The following is a 17657-nucleotide window of genomic DNA, read 5'->3' as shown; positions in this document are numbered from 1 at the left end:
GCGTGAGGACACACCTTCTCCTTCCTACGCCGGCATTACCCGGACAGGTTCAAGCGGTCGGCACTCCTGGCGGCTGTTGTTTGCTGCCTGTTGCTTGTGCCCTCTCAGCGAAGCATGGTTCGCTCCCGCGGTGGGTGGACTTTTCTAACCTATCAAAATCCGACCCATACTGGTTCGGGTTCTAGGTGTACTCCGAAAATATTGTTGACGCCGCGTTGGACGTCGCGTGCCAGGGCGACGACGTCTGCAGCGGTGGCGTTGCCGCGGTTGGTCAGGGCTAGTGTGTGTTTGGTGGACAGTCGAGCGGGTGCTCCTTGCCCTGGGTAGCCTTTTGTGAAGCCGGCTTTGTCGATGAGCCATGCTGCGGATAGTTTGTAGCCGCCGTCGACTTCGAAGCAGGGCATGGTGGCGTAGGTGTCGGCGGGGACGTGGGCGGCGATGCGTTCGCGTACTTGTTTAATTGACGCGGCGTCAACAATGGGGTTGGTGAAGAAAGAGCCGGCGCTCCAGGTGTCGTGGTCGGTGGGGTCGACGACCATGCCTTTGCCGCGGCGCAGGCCGAGGACGGCGTCGCGCACTTGGGCTACGGGGCGTCGCGCACCGCTACCTTCTTGCTCTGTGACGCCGAGGGTGCGGGCTAGTTCGCCGAAGCGGAGCGGTGCCGACAATCCATCCGCGCTGAGCTGGAATTCGACTTCCACGACGACCGCGCGACCTGTGAATTTTAGGTTCGAGTAGCGATAGGCCAGGTCCAGTGCCTCGGGCTCTACCCACTCCAGCTCGCCCGATGTGCGGTCGTAGAGCCGCACCCGACGCAGCACGTCCGACACCTCGACCCCGTAGGCGCCGACGTTTTGCACGGGGGTAGCCCCCACGCTTCCGGGGATTCCCGACAAGCATTCCAGACCGCCCAAGCCACGGTCGACTGTCTGCGCGACTAGGTCGTCCCAGACGACGCCGGCTTGGGCGCGCACGTACACCGGCCCGTCGCCCGCAGAGGTGTCGCAAGCATCAATCTTGACGCCGCGATTGTTCAGCACCACAGCGACCATCGCGACGTCATCATCTGACACGAGGAGATTCGAACCCCCACCCACAACCAACAGCGGTACCGAATGCTCATCCAGCAGGCCTACGACCTGGGCAATCGATTCGGTGGTGTTGCATACTACGCAGGCTAGTGGCCGGCCGCCGACTCGCAGGGTTGTCAGCGAAGCAAACGTTGCTTCCTGCACATTGACGCCGTCAACTGAGCGGAGGCGCGCCATGAGGTCCGGGGTAAGTATCTCAGACATGCATCTAACGGTAGTCTGTTGTCTATGACTTCTCGCGCACAGCACACCGTGACGATCAACCACCCCGCGAATAAAGTGCACGCCGCACTGACCAACGCGGACTACTGGGCTTACAACGTTGCCAACCTCTCCACCGAAGCTGGCGAGGTTCATTCCTTCGACGGCAACGAGGCCGTCCTGTACGAAATCATGCCGATGGACCTTCTGCCGGAGGCCGTGCGCGCCATGATCTCCCAGTCTTTGAAGATCAAGCGCGTCGTCACCGTCAGCGAACTCGATGGGGATTCCTTCACCTTCAATTACACCGCTGATGTGAAGGGCGCACCGGTTGACTTCAAGGGTTCCGTGGCTGCGGCTGGTGCCGACACCACCACGTTGACCTACGACAATGAGGTCAACGTCACCATTCCTTTCATGGGTCCTGCGATTGAGCCGAAGGTTGCGGAAGCACTCGGCGAGCTCGTCGCTAATGAGGGCGCGCTGACCGAAAAGTGGATCTCCGAGAACCTCTAGGCCCTGTTTTTTACACGCAGCCCCGCGCACATTGGATTGATTGTGCCGGGGCTGTAGGTTTTTTGTCTTTTTATCATGGCTGATCACGCACACAATCTTCGGGCGCAGTTCAACGTGACCGCCGGTAAGCCGGTGGGTGTGATTACTCGCGGTACGACCAACACCAATCGGCTTCGCCGCTGCGACCGGTGGATGCGCACTGAGCCTGCGGTAATAGCTGCTTTGCGTTCGGCTGGTACGTACCGTCCGCTGGCGGTGGATGTTGGTTATGGGGCTAGTTACGCCACGACCTGTGAGTGGAAGCGAATGCTGGATTCCAGCCCGCACCGTTGCCCCACAGGCCGCCGCTTTGATGTGGAGGTGGTGGGTTTGGAAATTGATCCTGCCCGGGTGTTGCCGCCGAGGGATGGGGTGCGATTCGAACTCGGTGGGTTTGAGCTTGCTGGTTATCAACCTCAATTGGTTCGTGCTTTCAATGTACTGCGACAGTATGACGTCGCGCAGGTTGATGCTGCGTGGCAGACTGTGTGCTCACGTTTGGCGCCCGGCGGGGTGTTTGTGGAGGGTACCTGTGATGAGCTTGGTCGGCGAATGGCATGGGTGTTGTTGGGTGCTGAAGGTCCGAGGTCGTTGACTCTGGCGTGGGATCCATGGGATGTGGGACGGCCGAGTGAGCTTGCGGAGCGTCTACCGAAGGCGCTTATTCATCGGAACGTAGAGGGTGATACGGTGCGCGAGCTTCTTGAGGAGGCGGATGCTGCGTGGGATCGCGCGGCACCTTTCGCTGCCTTCGGGCCACGAGTGCGCTGGTTTGAAGCCCGAAAGTCTTTGACATGGCCGCACACGCCTCAGCGCAGACTACTTCGGGACAATTGGCTGACGGTCCCCTGGTCGTTTTAGTGTGCGACCGGACTCAGGACCTCACTCGTACATACCAGGCGGCAGAAAATCGAGGGAATAATGAACAAGTCTGACGCTGCTAGCAGTTCATTCAGGCCCTGTTCTAGGATCTGATCCAGGCTCCTTGAATCTATCACTTGGGTATCTTTCGCGGCTTCGAGAATGTCACCCGCGGTACCCCAACCATAAATATCCGCATAATTCTGCGCCGCCCGCTCTGAGGCAATAACCCTATGATGCTCAAACTGTTGGGATTCCAGGCCCGTGGTGGGGTCTTGGACAGCGTCCCCAACCGCCGTGAACCCCGCGAGGGTACAACGCATAGTCCGTGGGACGGTCGCTGGATCCTCCTAGACTGCTGATTGGTTTTGATTGAAAAGCAGCCTAGCGAACAATGATGCCCCAGACCATAGAATGCGCATTATTGTGAACTATTTTATAAAACTGAAGGTACGGGGCGATCTTCATCTGCGTTTGCCGCCGCGATCGGGGCTGTTTTGAGGCTAGGGTGGAACGCATGAAAAAAGTTACCGCTGTGTTCGCAGCCCTCCTCGTCCTGGTCGTCGTGCTGTTTGCCGGTGGCGAGTTCGCAACACGCTCGAACATCACAAACGAGCTAAAGAAGGACAACCCGCAAGCGACTATCTCTTTCGGCGCCTACCCCGTATTGCTAGGGGCGCTGCAAAAGAACATTCACCATGTAGAAATTGACAATCCCAGCACGCTCGAAGTGGTTACGGGCGACAATCCGCAAGTCGTCGGCGACCCCGAAGCACATATCACCATTGATGGGCTCAATCTTGAAAACGAGGATGCCCCGATTGCCACCACGCTGCACATGACGACGGTCCTGCCCGATGATTTTATTCTCGCACAGGCACAATTGGCTATGAAGGAACAGATGCCGCAGCCAAAGAATGCGACATCTTTGGAAGATCTTGCCGGGGCATTGTTCAGCCAACTGGTGAAGATCACAAGCATTACCTCTGAACCTGCAGAGGGAACCCTGGCGGTGCAGTTCACCGATGGTGCAGCCGAATTGCACCTCAAGCCAGTGCTCGAGGGCGGGCACGTGGCCTTTGAGGCGACGAATGCTCAGCTTTTTGGAGTAGATTTGCCTGCAGAGGCGACTGCAGCGATCACTGAAGGACTAAATAACTCCGCAGACTCCTTTTCCCAGGGCCTGAAGGTCGACAGCTTTGACGTGACTGACGGGGGCCTGCAGGTCGCATTAAGCGGTACCAACGTTAATCTTGCAGAGTTGGGCTAGCAAAACCGCCGAGACGAGGGCAGTCCGCTCTACCCAGCGCTAGGACTAGGAGCCCCATCGAGGATCGCACGAGCGGCGCTAACCCCCAGGCGGGTAGCGCCCGCAGCGACCATGGCCTCAGCATCCTCGTAGGTGCGAATACCACCGGAGGCTTTAATACCTACCCGACGATTGCCGATTGCGCGTTTCATTGCTCGTACGGCCTCCACGCTGGCTCCGCCTGCAGGATGGAAACCAGTAGAGGTCTTCACATAGTCCGCACCTGCCAACACGCAAGCCTCCACTGCCACCGCGATCTGCTCCTCATCCAGCAAGGCGGTTTCCAAAATAACTTTCAGCACCACTGGCTGCGGCACAGCCTCCCGAACCGCAGCAACCTCCGCAATGATGGCATTTTGATCGCACGCGATGGCCCGCGCGACGTCAATAACCATGTCTACTTCGACGGCGCCAAACTGCACCGCCAACCGCGCCTCCGCGGCCTTGATCAGGGCATCATGCTTGCCCGAGGGAAACCCGACCACGGTAGCAACCCGCACACCCTGATCAGCAGCCGACGTGCAAGCAAACAGCATGTTGGGGCTGACGCACACAGCGCCTACGCCGAGCTTCACGGCGTCATCAATCAGTGCCTGGACATCCTGGGCCGTGGCCTCCGGCTTGAGCAAGGTGTAGTCCATCATGGCGGCCAACTGCGCACGGTCAATAGTCATTCCACTACCCTACCGAGGCCCGCGCACCACCCATAAGTAGAGCCAGAATTACCCGGACACTAGACTGTGAACAATGAGTACAGCCAGCCCCGCACCTGCACCGACAGCCACCACCGACAGGCATATCGTTTTCACCCTCGGATGCCCCGACACCACTGGTATCGTCGCGAAGCTCTCCGCTTTCATCGCCAGCCACGGCGGATGGATCACAGAGGCCGGCTACTTCACCGACCCGGACTCCGGCTGGTTTTTCACCCGCCAAGCAGTCCGCGCAGAATCCCTCGACGCCTCTGTGGAAGAGCTGCGTGAGCAATTCGCCGAACTTGCAGCAGAGCTCGGCGAAGGCACCCGCTGGCGGATATGGGACACTGCCCGCCGCAAATCTGCAGTCCTCCTGGTTTCCAAAGAAGGCCACTGCCTGCACGATCTGCTGGGCCGTGTGGCACAAAACGACTACCCCATGGACATCAAAGCAGTCATCGGTAACCACGAGGACCTGCGCGAAGTCGCCGAAAACCACGGCGTGCCATTCTTCTACGTGCCTTTCCCCAAGGACGCAGTCGGCAAGCGTAAAGCCTTTGACGAGGTCGCACAGCTGGTTAATTCTTATGAACCAGACGCCATCGTGCTCGCCCGCTTCATGCAGATCCTGCCCCCGGACCTGTGCGAAATGTGGTCAGGCCGCGCGATCAACATCCACCACAGTTTCCTGCCATCCTTCATGGGCGCCCGCCCCTACCACCAGGCATACAAGCGCGGCGTCAAACTGATCGGTGCCACCTGCCACTACGCCACCCAGGACTTGGATGACGGCCCCATCATCGAACAGGACGTCATCCGCATCACCCACAAAGAAACCCCCGAGGACATGCAGCGCATTGGGCGCGATGCAGAAAAAAATGTCCTCGCACGTGGTTTGCGATTCCACCTGGAGGACAGGGTGCAGGTGTACGGCAACCGCACCGTTATTTTCGACTAGCCAATCAGCAAGCGAATCTGGGGGCGCACATCGCACCAGTAAATACAGATGATGACGGCCCCCACCACGGCGAGGAACGTCGAACCCGCCCAGCACAGGATAGACGCAACGCTCAATAGGCCGACCCAGATCCATTTGGGTTGACGGTCGGCTGCGGGGAACGCATCGTCGCGGGTGGTTGCTGCTGTGAATGCGCCTGCGATTCCGGCAATTGCCGCACCCCAAAACGCCACCGTGTATGGCACCGTGACGAGGATAAACATCAGCATGCTGGGCAGGGTCATCGCGGGCAGAGTGAGCATGGGGTGGTTTGTCCTTTTCTTTAAAAGATCACGTGTGAAACAGAATAGATGAGCAGGCCGGCAAGCGCACCCACCACAGTACCGTTGAGCCTGATGTACTGAAGGTCTTTGCCGACCATCAATTCGATTTTCTCGCTAGCCTCGTCGGCATCCCAGCGTTCGATGGTTTCAGAAATGATGCTGGAGATGTCATCGGCGTAGTTGTCGGCGAGGAACGCCGCCGCCCGGGTGATTCTCTCATCGACGCGTTGCTGGAGCACTGGGTCCGTGACCAGTCGTGTGCCCCAATTGTGCGCGGCGTCAGCAATTTTTGTCCGGATTAATGATGTCGGGTCTTCCGCGGCGTCGGCGAGCGTGGTTGAGGTTCGCGCCCACAGTTGGGCGGGGATGGCCTCTATTTGGGGGGCAGATAGGATGTCCTCTTTGAGTTTTTCGACTCGCTCAATCATGGCGGGGTCGTTTTGGAGGTCGGCGGCGAAGTTATTGAGGAAGGTTCGGGCTGCGCGGCGGGCCTCGTGGTTGGGGTCGGTAGAGATGGCGTGGGTGAACTTCACGAGTTCGCTGTGGACTTTTTGGCCGACGACCTCGTTGAGGATTTTTGGTGCCCACGTCGGGCGGCGTTCGTCCAGGATGAGGGTGATGAATTCTTCGGCCCCGAGGGCTTTGCGGTGCGCCCAGGCGAACACCTCATCGATGATGGGTTCGGCGCGACCACTGTCGATGAGCTGCTCGAGCATGCGGCCGGCGGGAGGACCCCACTCTGGTGCGGCGAGGGGCTCGATGAGGCTGTGTTTGATGACGGCTTCGGCATCCTGCGGGTCGATGGCTCGCAAGATGTTGGCGGTCAGGCTGCCTATTTCGCTGCTGACTTTTTGGGCGTTGTCCTCGTTGGATAGCCAGGAACCAGCCTTGGCTGGGAGGTCAGCGGAGCGGATTTTTTGGGTGACAAGTTCAGCGTTAAGGAAGTTTTCACCCACAAATCCGGACAGCGATTCGCCAATCTGGTCTTTTTTATTTTTAACAATCGCGGTGTGCGGGATGGGCAGACCCAACGGGCGACGGAACAGGGCTGTGACGGCAAACCAGTCGGCGAGACCGCCGATCATGCCAGCCTCGGCTGCAGCTCGGACGAATCCGACCCAGGGTGCGGGATCAGATTGCTCGAGCCATCGGCAGTAAAAGTATATGGCGGTGGCGAACAGCAGCAGGCCCGTAGCGATGGCTTTATAGCGGCGCAGCTGTGCGCGACGCTGGGCTTCGACCTCTGGCGAGGGGCCGGGCACGTCGAGTGTTGTGTCCATGTAAACGATTATCCTTGTGTCGCTGATTCCTAGACACACGAAGGGGAGGAAGCCCCGTTGCGGGTGCTTCCTCCCCTTCGTGCGGAGGTGCTACTGGGTGCTATTTACGCCCAGTCGCTGCTACGTAAGCGCGGTAGTACCGGCGCCCGTAGTGGATTAGACTGAAGCCGCCGACCACACAGACCAGCGTCAAAATAGCGCCGATCCAGATGAAGGTGGTTGCGTGCTCCTGGGTGCCGGAGTCTAGGGTGGCGAACCCAAAAATGAGGGTGCCGAGGCCGGCAAGTGCGGTCAGGACAAGCCCCATGCCGCACCAGGTAGAGGAACGCTGAAGGGAGGAGTGCTGCGAGTCGAAGCTCGACGGCAAGTAACCGTCAACGTAGGTGGGTTCACCTTCAAAGAAGGGGAAAGCCTCTTCGCGGTACTGCTGCACCTCGATGGTTTCAGACATGGTCTGCCTTTCTTTCAAGTTGCCTAGCATCGATCATAACCTAGGCCCCCATCATGCACGCTGCAGATGGGGGTAGATCACAATCAGTTGTCCTTGCCGCGCAGGGCGGAGCGAGCGCGTTCCTTGTTGATTGCTGCGACGGCGGTCAGCGGGATGCCGGCGGGGCAGACATCGGCGCACTCACCAAACAGGGAGCAGGGGCCGAAGCTGGTCTCGACCTGGTCGACCATCTTGCGGGCACGCTTGCCGCGCTCTTCCTTGCCCAGGGGCATGAGGGAGAGGTGGACGAGCTTCGCGCCGGTGAACAGGTGCGCAGCACCGTTCGGGCAGGCGGCGACACAAGCACCACAGCCGATGCAGGCTGCGTGGTCGAGTGCAAGCTCAGCGGTCTGGTGGTTCATGTGCAGGGTGTCAGCATCCGGTGCGGTACCGGCGTTGACGGAGACGTAACCGCCCTGCTGCATGACGCGGTCCAGTGCGGAGCGGTCGACGATCATGTCCTTAATCACCGGGTACGCTGCGGAGCGCAGTGGCTCGAGCTGGATGGTGTCGCCGTCGTTGAAGTTGAACAGGCGCTGCTGGCAGGCAGGCTTGTTCTTCTCGGGACCGTGGGGGCGACCGTTTACGTTGAGGCCACAGGTACCACAGATGCCTTCGCGGCAGTCAGAGGCGAATGCGAACGGCTCTTTGCCGGACTCAATGAGGCCTTCGTTGACGTGGTCAAGCAGCTCCAGGATCGACATCTGCTCGACAGCGTCGTCGACGTCGATGGATTCGAAGCCGCCCTCGGTGTTCGGTCCGGCCTGACGCCAAATTTCAAGATGGAGTTTCATTACTTGTAGTTCCTTGTCATCAGCGGGATCGAATCGAAGTACAGGGGCTCTGCGTGGCGGATGAACTTGTTCTCGCCAGCGGGCTCCCATGCGGATACGAAGCACCAGTTTTCGTCGTCACGCTCTGCCTCGCCGTCGTCGGAGAGGTGGTCGTCACGGAAGTGTGCACCACAGGACTCGTCGCGGTCGAGAGCGTCGACGCACATGAGCTCGCCCAAGTCGATGTAGTCGGCAACGCGGTTAGCGTATTCGAGGACCTGGTTCATCTCGTCCGGGGTGCCGGTGATGCGCAGGTCGGACCAGAAGTCCTTGCGCAGCTGGCGGATCTTTTCGATGCCGGAGGCGAGATCGGTGACGTTACGTGCCACACCACAGGAGAAGTACAGGATGTCACCGAGCTGGCGGTGGAAGTACTCCGGACCGTGGTTACCGTTGATGCTCATCAGCTTGTCGATGCGTGCCTGTGCGCGCTCGATTGCTGCCAGTGCTTCGGGGGCGTCCTCAGCGAGACGCTCGGTGCCCAGCAAGGGGCCGAGGTAGTTGGGGACGGTGAACGGAAGGGTGAACCAGCCGTCGACGGATGCGGACAGCAGAGAGTTTGCACCCAGGCGGTTCGCGCCGTGGTAGGTCCAGGATGCTTCGCCTGCACAGAACAGGCCCGGGATGGAGGTCATCTCGTTGAAGTCGGTCCACAGACCACCCATGGTGAAGTGGCAGGTAGGAGCGATACGCATCGGAGTGGTGTAGGGGTCTTCACCGATGGTCTCTTCGTACATCTGGAAGAGGTTGGAGTAGCGCTCTTTAATGGTGTCCTTGCCGAGGCGTTCGATGGCGTCGCGGAAGTCCAGGTATGCCGAGTTGTGCATCGGGCCCACACCGAGACCAGCGTTGATCTGCTGGGAGATTGCACGGGATGCGACGTCGCGGGGCACCAGGTTACCGAATGCAGGGTAACGGCGCTCGAGGAAGTAGTCGCGCTCCTCTTCCGGAATGGTGTTGGGATCGCGATCGTCCTTCGGCTCCTTCGGCGACCAGATACGACCGTCGTTACGCAGGGACTCCGACATAAGGATGGTCTTGGACTGCCACGCGGAGTTGACCGGCAGGCCGGTCGGGTGGAACTGAATGAACGACGGGGATGCCATGTAGGCGCCGCGGTCGTATGCACGCATGATGGCCGAAGCATTGGAGTTCTTGGCCAGCGTGGACATGTAGTAGACGTTGCCGTATCCACCGGTGCACAGGATGACTGCGTGTGCGGTGTGAGCGGTGAGCTCACCGGTGATCAGGTTGCGCATGACGGCACCCTGGCAGCGCTTCTCACCGTTTTCTTCGGTGACGATCAGGTCGACCATCTCGTTGTGGGTGAAGATCTCCACGGAGCCGAGGTGGATCTGGCGCTGGAGTGCTGCAGCTGCGGACAGCTGGAGCTGCTGACCCGTTTGGCCACGGGTGTAGTAGGTGCGGGAGACCTGCACACCACCGAAGGAACGGGTGGCGAGGGTTCCGCCGTACTCGCGGGCGAAGGGGGCACCGATAGCGTTCATGTGGTCGATGACGCGGACGGACTCGTAGGCAAGACGCCAGCAGTCGGTCTCACGACAGCGGTAGTCGCCACCCTTGACGGTGTCCTTGACGTGGCGGTATGCACCGTCGTTGTCAACCTTCTTGCCGCGGGCGGAGTTAACGCCACCCTGTGCGGCGATCGAGTGCGCACGGCGCGGGGCGTCGTGGTAGGTGAAAGCCTTAACGTCGTATCCGAGTTCGCCGAGGGCTGCGGCGGCACCAGCACCGGACAGGCCGGTACCGATAACGATGATGCGGAACTTACGACGGTTCAGCGGGGAGACCAGCTCCATGTGGTCTTTGTGGTACTGCCAAGCATCCTTCATGGGGACGCCAGCAGGCGCGTGGTCGCTGAGGACCTTACCGATGGTCACACCTTCCACCACGGAGGCGGGAGCTGTGAAGTCGGGCTTAGCGATAGTTTCAGAGTGAGTGCTCATATCGTCTTCCTTTAATGGCTATGTAAGGCGTAAGCCCGATTAGCTGATCAAGCCGGTGGCGATGGCCAGCGGGATCGAGATGTTACCCACCATTACCAGGGCCGGAACTAGGTAAGAGATGAACAGCATCACTGCGCGGGTGCGCTTGCCGGTGATACCGAGGTCGCTTACTGCGGTCCAGATGCCGTGCGACAGGTGCATAAACAGGAACAGCATCGCGAGGATGTAGAAGATGGCAACGGGCCAACGGCTGAAGCTGGCAACCAGGTTGGCGTAGACGTCGCCGTGGTGGAAGCTGTCCGAAGCTGCCGGTGCAACACCCAGGGTGAGGTCGGCGATGTGGAACAGGATGAACAGCAGCAGAACAAGACCGGTGACGATCATGGTGCGTGCTGCGAAGGACTGGTGTCCGCCCATCAGGTTGGTGCGGCGGAACTTGCCGCGGGACTGGTGTGCGCGGCCCACGAGCGCGAAAGCGCAGTAGACGTGCAGAACCAGTGCAACCAGCAGGACGATGCGGAAGATCCACAGGATGCCCTCACGGGGGAAGAGCGGTTCTCCGACAGTGCGGAGGAACTCACCGTAGACATCGATGGCGGGCTTGCCGTCGTGCTCGGGGAGGAAGATCTTCAAGTTACCGATCATGTGGACGAGCACGAAGCCACCGAAAATCAGGCCAGTGATGGCCATGGTCAACTTCATTGCCCACGTCGGGTAGGACGGCCGCTCACGCAGCGGCTTTTCAGTGATTTTTCCGTGGACGATTGCGTCACGGTCGTTAAATGTAATAGTCATGGCACCTCCAGTGTCTCTCTTACTGTAAAGCCTTAAGTTTAGGTTGATCCACCCAGGATTAACCTAGGTGACACACTTCACATTCGAGCCGCTGACCTGCAGGTTTCCTTTTAGGATAGCCTGACCTGGAAGGCTCGGGATTATGACATACTTTCGCCCCTTCCCCGCTCGCATAATGCCAGCACAGCCCGGGTTGGGTGCGCACAAACATCAAGTGGTTATACTCGCCAGCGGCCTTTTTTGGGAAAAAGCGACTAAACTTTTTTTTCACCCCGATTACAGTCAATCAAAAGTTGCACATGCGCGGTCTCTTAATGAAAGTTGAGTGCCATCACTCGCCAAACTGCACACAGCATCACAGAAAAATTTGCAACTCTTCACAACAGTGATCTGGGTCTCGTATAGTGGCGGCATGGGCAAAACTTACGTAGGCTCCCGCCTCCGACAACTTCGTCGCGAACGCGACCTCAGTCAAGCCACACTCGCAGCCACACTCGGCCTATCCGCAAGCTACGTCAACCAGATCGAGCACGACACCCGCCCACTGACCGTCCCCGTCCTGCTGAAAATCACCGAAGCATTCGGCGTAGACGCCACCTTCTTTTCCCGCGACGACGACTCCAGGCTCCTAGCAGAGGTCCAAGACGTCGTACTAGACAAAGAAATCTGCACTAGCAACATTGAGCTCCAAGAACTATCCGAGCTCGTCCACGACCACCCCAACGTCGCTCGCGCTATGGTCGACATGCACCGCCGCTACCGCAACGTACGCGACAAGCTTTCTGCGGCAACAGACAACCGACACCAGGACCCCAACGAACCCCGAGCACTCGCAATGCCTCACGAAGAAGTCCGAGACTTCTTCTACGCCCGCCAGAACTACCTAGGCGACATCGATCTCGCTGCGGAAGATCTCTCCAGGCAGCTAGGCATCACCCCGCTCAATATCCGCGCAACTGAAGACGCCATCTCTGCGCGCCTCAAAGATGCCCACGGCGTCATCATTAAACACGACACCAGCGTCGGCGACAGCCTCCACCACTACGATGCGCAAACACGGGAACTTACTATCTCCGCGCATCTCACCCCAGGACAGCGCGCCTTTAGACTCGCGGGGGAACTCGGTCACCTCGAGGCCAGCACACTATTCCAAGAAGCCGTAGACAATGGGCACTTGAGCAGCGAAGATAGCCAAACACTCGCCCTCAAAGGCGTAGCCAGCTACTTCGCCGCCAGCGTCATACTCCCCTACGAAATATTCCACCACTCCTGCGAAACATCCCGATACGACATCGAATTTCTGTGCCAGGAATACGGAGTGGGATACGAACCAATCTGCCACCGACTATCCACACTGCAACGACCCAACCTACGCGGCATCCCCTTCACATTCGTCCGCGTCGACCGCGCAGGAAACATGAGCAAGCGCCAATCGGCAAGCGGATTCCACTTCACCCACGCAGGCGGCACCTGCCCCCTATGGAACGTCTACGAAACATTCACCAACCCCGGAACCATCATGCGCCAAGTCGCACAGATGCCCGATGGGCGAAATTACCTGTGGATCGCCCGGACCGTACGCCACCACCGGACGCGATTTAAAGACACCGGCAAACTCTTCGCCATCGGACTTGGATGCGAAGCTCGCCATGCGCAACGAACCGTCTACGCCGACGGACTCGACATAGACTCGCGTTCCGCAACCCCCATCGGCGCAGGCTGCAGGGTATGCACCCGCGAACACTGCGCCCAACGCGCATTCCCCCCGGTGCACCGACCAATCAACGTCAACGCCCACGAATCGACCGTCGCACCATACTAGACCGTCACGCAAAAATGAGGGCGCCTGGTAGCAGGCGCCCCGCAACCCGCCTTTTTACAGGTTGATCATGTGACCCATGGTGCCCTCGGCTGCTTCCTTCATAGCCTCGGACAGGGTCGGGTGGGTGTGCACATTACGGCCAATTTCCTCAGCAGTCAGGTCGAATCGCTGAGCCAGGGTGAGCTCCGGCAACAGCTCCGACACGTTGGAGCCCACCATGTGACCACCGATCAGCTCGCCGAACTCGGCGTCCACAATCAGCTTCACGAAACCGACGGATTCGCCCAAGCCCTGAGCCTTACCGTTAGCAGAGAACGGGAACGTAGCAACCTTGATCTCGCGCCCCTCAGCTTCTGCCTTCTCGCGGGCTTTCTCCTCGGTGTAGCCGAAGGAAGCAACCTGGGGATTGCAGAAGGTAGCGCGCGGCATCATCATGTAATCGCCAAGCTCCATGGTCTCGGCGTCTGCGATGGTCTCTGCAGCAACCACACCCTGGGCCTCAGCGACGTGAGCCAGCTGCAGCTTGGCGGTCACGTCACCAATTGCGTAAATGCCATCAACATTGGTGCGCATATGATCATCAACGTCGATAGCGCCCCGCTCGGTGAGCTTAACACCAGTGTTTTCCAAACCGAAGCCCTCGACACGGGGGGCGAAGCCGATGGAAATCATCACGCGATCAGCCTTGAGGGTTTCCTGCTTCGAGCCATCCTTGGACTCGATATCAACCTCGACACCGTCGCCATTATCGCGAACCGCGGTGGTCTTGTGGCCGGTGTAGAGCTTCACGCCAAGCTTCTTGTATGCCTTGGCGATCTCCTTGGAAACATCAGCGTCTTCGTTCGGCAGAACGCGGTCCATGAACTCAACGATGGAGACGTCCACGCCATAGTTGGCAAGCACGTAGGCGAATTCCATACCGATGGCGCCTGCACCAACGATAACCATGGACTCGGGCAAATCGCTGTTGAGGATCTGCTCCTCGTAAGAGACCACATTGCCACCGAGCTCCACACCAGGCAGAGAGCGCACAACGGAACCGGTCGCGATAATGCAATTGTCGAAAGTGATGGTGGAACCGGCGTCTTTACCGTCGCGGATCTCCATTTCCTTCGGACCAGTGAAAAAGCCCCAGCCGTCAATTTCGGTGATCTTGTTCTTCTTCATCAAGTAGTGCACACCCTTGACGATGCCCGCAGATACCTTGCGGGAACGCGCGTGCGCCTTGCCAAAGTCGAAGGAAACCTCACCGGAAATGCCGAACAAATCAGCCTCGTGGTTAAAGGTGTGGGCAAGCTCGGCGTTCTTCAGCAGCGCCTTTGACGGGATACAGCCAACGTTGAGGCACACCCCACCCCAGTACTGCTTCTCGACAACAGCCACCTTCAAGCCAAGCTGAGCTGCGCGGATGGCGGATACGTAGCCACCAGGGCCCGCACCGAGGACTACAACATCATAATGATCAGACACACCCCTCATGATACGTGCTCCCCCACCCATCACCCAACACCCCAGGCAAAAAAGAGAGCCGCCTGCGAGAATCGAACTCGCGACCTTCTCATTACGAGTGAGATGCTCTACCGACTGAGCTAAGGCGGCCAGTGTGTCAGGCGCACGAACGAGGTACGCCGTCTCCATCACCGAGTCGATACTCTAGCGCACGCCACAGGCCAGCCGCAAACGCCCCACCAGCGCATCCAACGCCACCGCCGGGCGCACGTTAGCGGCAACATCAGCCCGACACTGCGCCAACGCATCAATGCAGGCCAACAGCGCCTCCTCCGAGTTCTTCTGCGCCAATTCCTTGGACAAACCCTCAAAATCCGGGTGCGTCAAACCCACCCCCGCATCCCCCTTGTGCACCAAAGCATCACGGTACAGGCCCGCCAGATCCCCCAACGCAAGATCCAAACCATCGCGGGCACCACGAGTCCGGCGTAGTTTCTGCTTCTTCTCCAACTCGTCCACCGTGCCCTTGGTCCCGCGGGCAGCCTTCGCAGCACCTTTACCTTTACCCCCCATCCCCAAAGCCTGCTCAAGCTTCGCCTTCTCCTCAGCCTCCTTGGACTCCAAGCTCGCCGCAACCTCAGCTTCAATAGCGTCAAACAAACCGCCAACAGTGCGGAACGCGACGTCACCGTGATACACAAGCTCAGCAACATTAAGCACCTGCGCCCGCAACACCTGCGCCTGCTTAGTCGTCGCAAGATGACGAGCCCGCCCAATGTGCTGATTAGTTGCTGACGCCGCGAGCATCGCCGGCTCCTGCGCCACCCCCTGCCCCATCAACACCCGCGCCACAGATTCCACCGAAGGGGTCGGGATGTACACGTGGCGGCACCGCGAACGCAAAGTCACCACCATGTCCTCCGTCGATGGCGCGCACAGAACAATAATCGTTCGGGTCGGGGACTCCTCCACAGTCTTCAAAAACGCATTCGCACCCTCGTTGCGCAAACGATCCGCATCTTCAATGATCAGCACCCGCCACGGCGCCTCCGTCGGCAAAGTGGATGCCACCTTAATCAGATCACGCACTTCAGAAACCCGCAGGGTGAGCTCCTGCGGCACAACATGAGTCACATCCGGGTGGCTTCCCCCCAATGCAGCGCGGCACGCATCGCAGCGCCCACACCCCACGACGTCATCATTTGTGCAAACCAATGACGCCGCGAACGCCAACGCCGCAGTCGAACGCCCCGCCCCAGGAGGCCCCGTGAACAGCCAAGAATGCGTCAACGCTGGGCCGTCTTCGTGGCGCCGGGCAGCGCACGCGGCGTCATAAAGCATCGTGTGGGCTACGGTGCCGGGAGCTAAAGAATCGAAGACGTCAGTCACCCCTTTAGACTAACGACTCGCTGCGGCTAGAGTGGAAGCCATGCGTCGCATCCTGCAGAGTGTGAAATGGCTATGGTCAACATCATGGCCGGCGTATGCTGCTTCCGTTCTGGCATCAAACGTCCTTGGCGCACTCGCCCTGATTGCATTTTTGAAGTTCCTGATGCCGCTGCCCGCGGTCGACGAGTTCAGCTCCGTCGCACGCGAGCGCCTCACGATGATCGGTGTCGGCTACCTGATTTTTGCGGTTTTTGCCGGCATCGTTGTCACAGGTTGGCTGTTCCTTCCTGTTCTTCGCTGGCAGCGCAACCCCGACGACCATGACCCCAACATGGTCAGAAACTTGGTGATGCGCATCCCCGTCTACCAGGCCGCCTTGTGTGGGATCGTGTGGGTCGTTGGCATCGCGATCGTGGGCGTGGCTTCGTGGCTTCTTGACCCGCGCCTGGCGCTCATCACGGTCCTGACCACAACCCTGGGTGGCGCGCTGATCGTCATGATGACCTACCTCGAGGCTGCACGTCTTGTGCGACCGATCGCTGCCGCCGCCCTGGCGCGACGCTTCGAGGACTCAACCTTGGAGCCCCCGATCCGCCAGCGAGTGCTGGCAACGTGGGCGGTGTCCACCGGTATACCGGTGGTGGGCATCATTTTGCTGGTCATCGGCCACCATTTTGGATATTTCAGCGCCACCCCCGGGCATTTCACCGGGCATGCGGCCAATGGCGACAGTGCGGAACGCATTATTCCCGCGATCATCGCCCTGTCGCTGCTCGCTCTGATTACCGGTTTCACCGGCACCTGGCTGGTGCTGCTCAGCATCGTCGACCCCATCCAGGAACTCCAGGACGCCATTAACCGCGTGCGGCGCGGCGAGGTCAACACCCTGGTGGATATCTACGATGGTTCCGAACTTGGCGTGCTGCAGGCTGGGTTCAACGAAATGATGCGTGGTTTACGCGAACGCCAACGTGTCCGGGATCTTTTCGGCCGCTATGTTGGCGACGAGGTCGCGCGCCGAGCACTGGAAGAGCGCCCCACACTGGGCGGTGAAGATCGCAAGGTGGCTGTCTTGTTTGTGGACGTCATTGGCTCTACCACCTTTGCGGTCAACCACACGCCTGAAGAGGTCGTCTTGGCGCTCAACGAGTTTTTCGAGCACGTTGTGGACGTGGTGCACCGCCACAAGGGCATCATCAATAAGTTCCAGGGTGACGCCGCGTTAGCTGTGTTCGGCGCTCCCCTTCCGATTACAGACGCCACGGGCCACGCTTTGGCCGCAGCGCGGGAATTAAAGGCTGAGCTGAAAGATATGGAGCTCGCCTGCGGCATCGGGGTTGCCTCAGGCCGAGTGGTCGCTGGCCACATCGGCGGACATGATCGTTTTGAATACACGGTGATTGGGGATGCGGTTAACCAGGCTGCCCGCCTGACCGAGCTGGCTAAAGACACCCCCGGACGGGTGCTGACCTCCGCCACGACGCTGCGCGATGCTAATGAGGCTGAGCAGGCGCGTTGGACAGTGCTGAAATCCGTGGAATTGCGTGGTCGTAAAGAGATGACGCGGCTGGCGCGCCCTGTGCGCCCCACACTCGCCGACAGGTCCTAGCGCAGATCCCACTGGCTTGGCCTAGTGGCT

At 59.4% G+C, this 17657-nt stretch carries 16 protein-coding genes, 1 tRNA gene and 1 riboswitch; of the genes, 6 read left to right on the top strand and 11 right to left on the bottom strand.

Annotated elements, in window-relative coordinates:
- Positions 1–4 precede the first annotated feature (4 nt).
- A riboswitch (TPP riboswitch) is annotated at positions 5–139 on the bottom strand.
- Between the two features lie 13 nt (positions 140–152).
- Positions 153–1295: a UDP-N-acetylmuramate dehydrogenase gene (locus tag L1C91_RS04605; protein ID WP_234858246.1), complete on the bottom strand. Its 1143-nt coding sequence runs from the start codon at positions 1293–1295 to the stop codon at positions 153–155.
- A gap of 24 nt (positions 1296–1319) precedes the next feature.
- On the opposite strand from L1C91_RS04605, the gene L1C91_RS04600 reads away from it, so the two are divergent.
- The 3 genes from L1C91_RS04600 (at position 1320) to L1C91_RS04590 (ending at position 3978) form a co-directional block, all read left to right on the top strand.
- Positions 1320–1808: a DUF2505 domain-containing protein gene (locus L1C91_RS04600; protein WP_020975490.1), complete on the top strand. Its 489-nt coding sequence runs from the start codon at positions 1320–1322 to the stop codon at positions 1806–1808.
- A gap of 75 nt (positions 1809–1883) precedes the next feature.
- Positions 1884–2708 (top strand): class I SAM-dependent methyltransferase, encoded by an 825-nt coding sequence (locus L1C91_RS04595; RefSeq protein WP_234858245.1) that lies wholly within the window; start codon positions 1884–1886, stop codon positions 2706–2708.
- 517 nt (positions 2709–3225) lie between these two features.
- Positions 3226–3978: an LmeA family phospholipid-binding protein gene (locus tag L1C91_RS04590; RefSeq protein WP_234858244.1), complete on the top strand. Its 753-nt coding sequence runs from the start codon at positions 3226–3228 to the stop codon at positions 3976–3978.
- Between the two features lie 29 nt (positions 3979–4007).
- On the opposite strand, the gene deoC is transcribed toward L1C91_RS04590, so the two are convergent.
- On the bottom strand, positions 4008–4691 hold the full coding sequence (gene deoC / locus L1C91_RS04585; RefSeq protein WP_234858243.1) for a deoxyribose-phosphate aldolase: 684 nt from the start codon (positions 4689–4691) through the stop codon (positions 4008–4010).
- A gap of 73 nt (positions 4692–4764) precedes the next feature.
- Between deoC and purU the strand changes: the two genes are divergently transcribed.
- Positions 4765–5670, top strand: a complete 906-nt coding sequence (gene purU / locus L1C91_RS04580; RefSeq protein WP_234858242.1) for a formyltetrahydrofolate deformylase — start codon at positions 4765–4767, stop codon at positions 5668–5670.
- Here the strand turns inward: purU and L1C91_RS04575 are convergent.
- The 6 genes from L1C91_RS04575 to L1C91_RS04550 form a co-directional block, all read right to left on the bottom strand.
- Entirely contained in the window at positions 5667–5972 is a 306-nt protein-coding gene (locus L1C91_RS04575) for a DUF2516 family protein (protein ID WP_020975485.1), read from the bottom strand. The genes purU and L1C91_RS04575 overlap by 4 nt on opposite strands.
- A 20-nt stretch (positions 5973–5992) precedes the next feature.
- On the bottom strand, positions 5993–7273 hold the full coding sequence (locus L1C91_RS04570; protein ID WP_234858241.1) for a DUF445 domain-containing protein: 1281 nt from the start codon (positions 7271–7273) through the stop codon (positions 5993–5995).
- 100 nt (positions 7274–7373) lie between these two features.
- On the bottom strand, positions 7374–7724 hold the full coding sequence (locus tag L1C91_RS04565) for a hypothetical protein (RefSeq protein ID WP_234858240.1): 351 nt from the start codon (positions 7722–7724) through the stop codon (positions 7374–7376).
- An 83-nt stretch (positions 7725–7807) separates the two neighbouring features.
- Complete coding sequence (locus tag L1C91_RS04560; protein ID WP_020975482.1) at positions 7808–8557, bottom strand: succinate dehydrogenase/fumarate reductase iron-sulfur subunit; 750 nt, start codon at positions 8555–8557, stop codon at positions 7808–7810.
- Positions 8557–10563: a fumarate reductase/succinate dehydrogenase flavoprotein subunit gene (locus L1C91_RS04555; protein WP_234858239.1), complete on the bottom strand. Its 2007-nt coding sequence runs from the start codon at positions 10561–10563 to the stop codon at positions 8557–8559. Before L1C91_RS04555 ends, L1C91_RS04560 begins: the two co-directional genes overlap by 1 nt.
- Positions 10564–10602: 39 nt before the next feature.
- Positions 10603–11358, bottom strand: coding sequence for a succinate dehydrogenase cytochrome b subunit (locus L1C91_RS04550; RefSeq protein ID WP_020975480.1), 756 nt, complete (start codon positions 11356–11358; stop codon positions 10603–10605).
- A 412-nt stretch (positions 11359–11770) separates the two neighbouring features.
- Between L1C91_RS04550 and ramB the strand changes: the two genes are divergently transcribed.
- Positions 11771–13180 (top strand): acetate metabolism transcriptional regulator RamB, encoded by a 1410-nt coding sequence (ramB, locus tag L1C91_RS04545; RefSeq protein WP_234858238.1) that lies wholly within the window; start codon positions 11771–11773, stop codon positions 13178–13180.
- A 54-nt stretch (positions 13181–13234) separates the two neighbouring features.
- Here the strand turns inward: ramB and lpdA are convergent, their stop codons facing one another.
- From lpdA to L1C91_RS04530, 3 genes are all read right to left on the bottom strand, one after another.
- Positions 13235–14650 carry a dihydrolipoyl dehydrogenase gene (gene lpdA / locus L1C91_RS04540; RefSeq protein ID WP_234858237.1) on the bottom strand — a complete coding sequence of 472 codons (1416 nt, stop codon included), beginning with the start codon at positions 14648–14650 and terminating at the stop codon, positions 13235–13237.
- Positions 14651–14706: 56 nt separating this feature from the next.
- Positions 14707–14779 (bottom strand) — tRNA-Thr (locus L1C91_RS04535).
- A 54-nt stretch (positions 14780–14833) separates the two neighbouring features.
- On the bottom strand, positions 14834–16018 hold the full coding sequence (locus L1C91_RS04530; RefSeq protein WP_234858236.1) for a DNA polymerase III subunit delta': 1185 nt from the start codon (positions 16016–16018) through the stop codon (positions 14834–14836).
- A gap of 40 nt (positions 16019–16058) precedes the next feature.
- Between L1C91_RS04530 and L1C91_RS04525 the strand changes: the two genes are divergently transcribed.
- Positions 16059–17627, top strand: a complete 1569-nt coding sequence (locus tag L1C91_RS04525) for an adenylate/guanylate cyclase domain-containing protein (protein WP_234858235.1) — start codon at positions 16059–16061, stop codon at positions 17625–17627.
- Positions 17628–17657: the final 30 nt, after the last annotated feature.

Source organism: Corynebacterium argentoratense, from assembly GCF_021491455.1.
Classification (GTDB): domain Bacteria; phylum Actinomycetota; class Actinomycetes; order Mycobacteriales; family Mycobacteriaceae; genus Corynebacterium; species Corynebacterium argentoratense_A.
The sequence above is the reverse complement of the archived record's forward strand: the minus strand, read 5'-3'. Positions and strand labels throughout refer to the sequence as shown.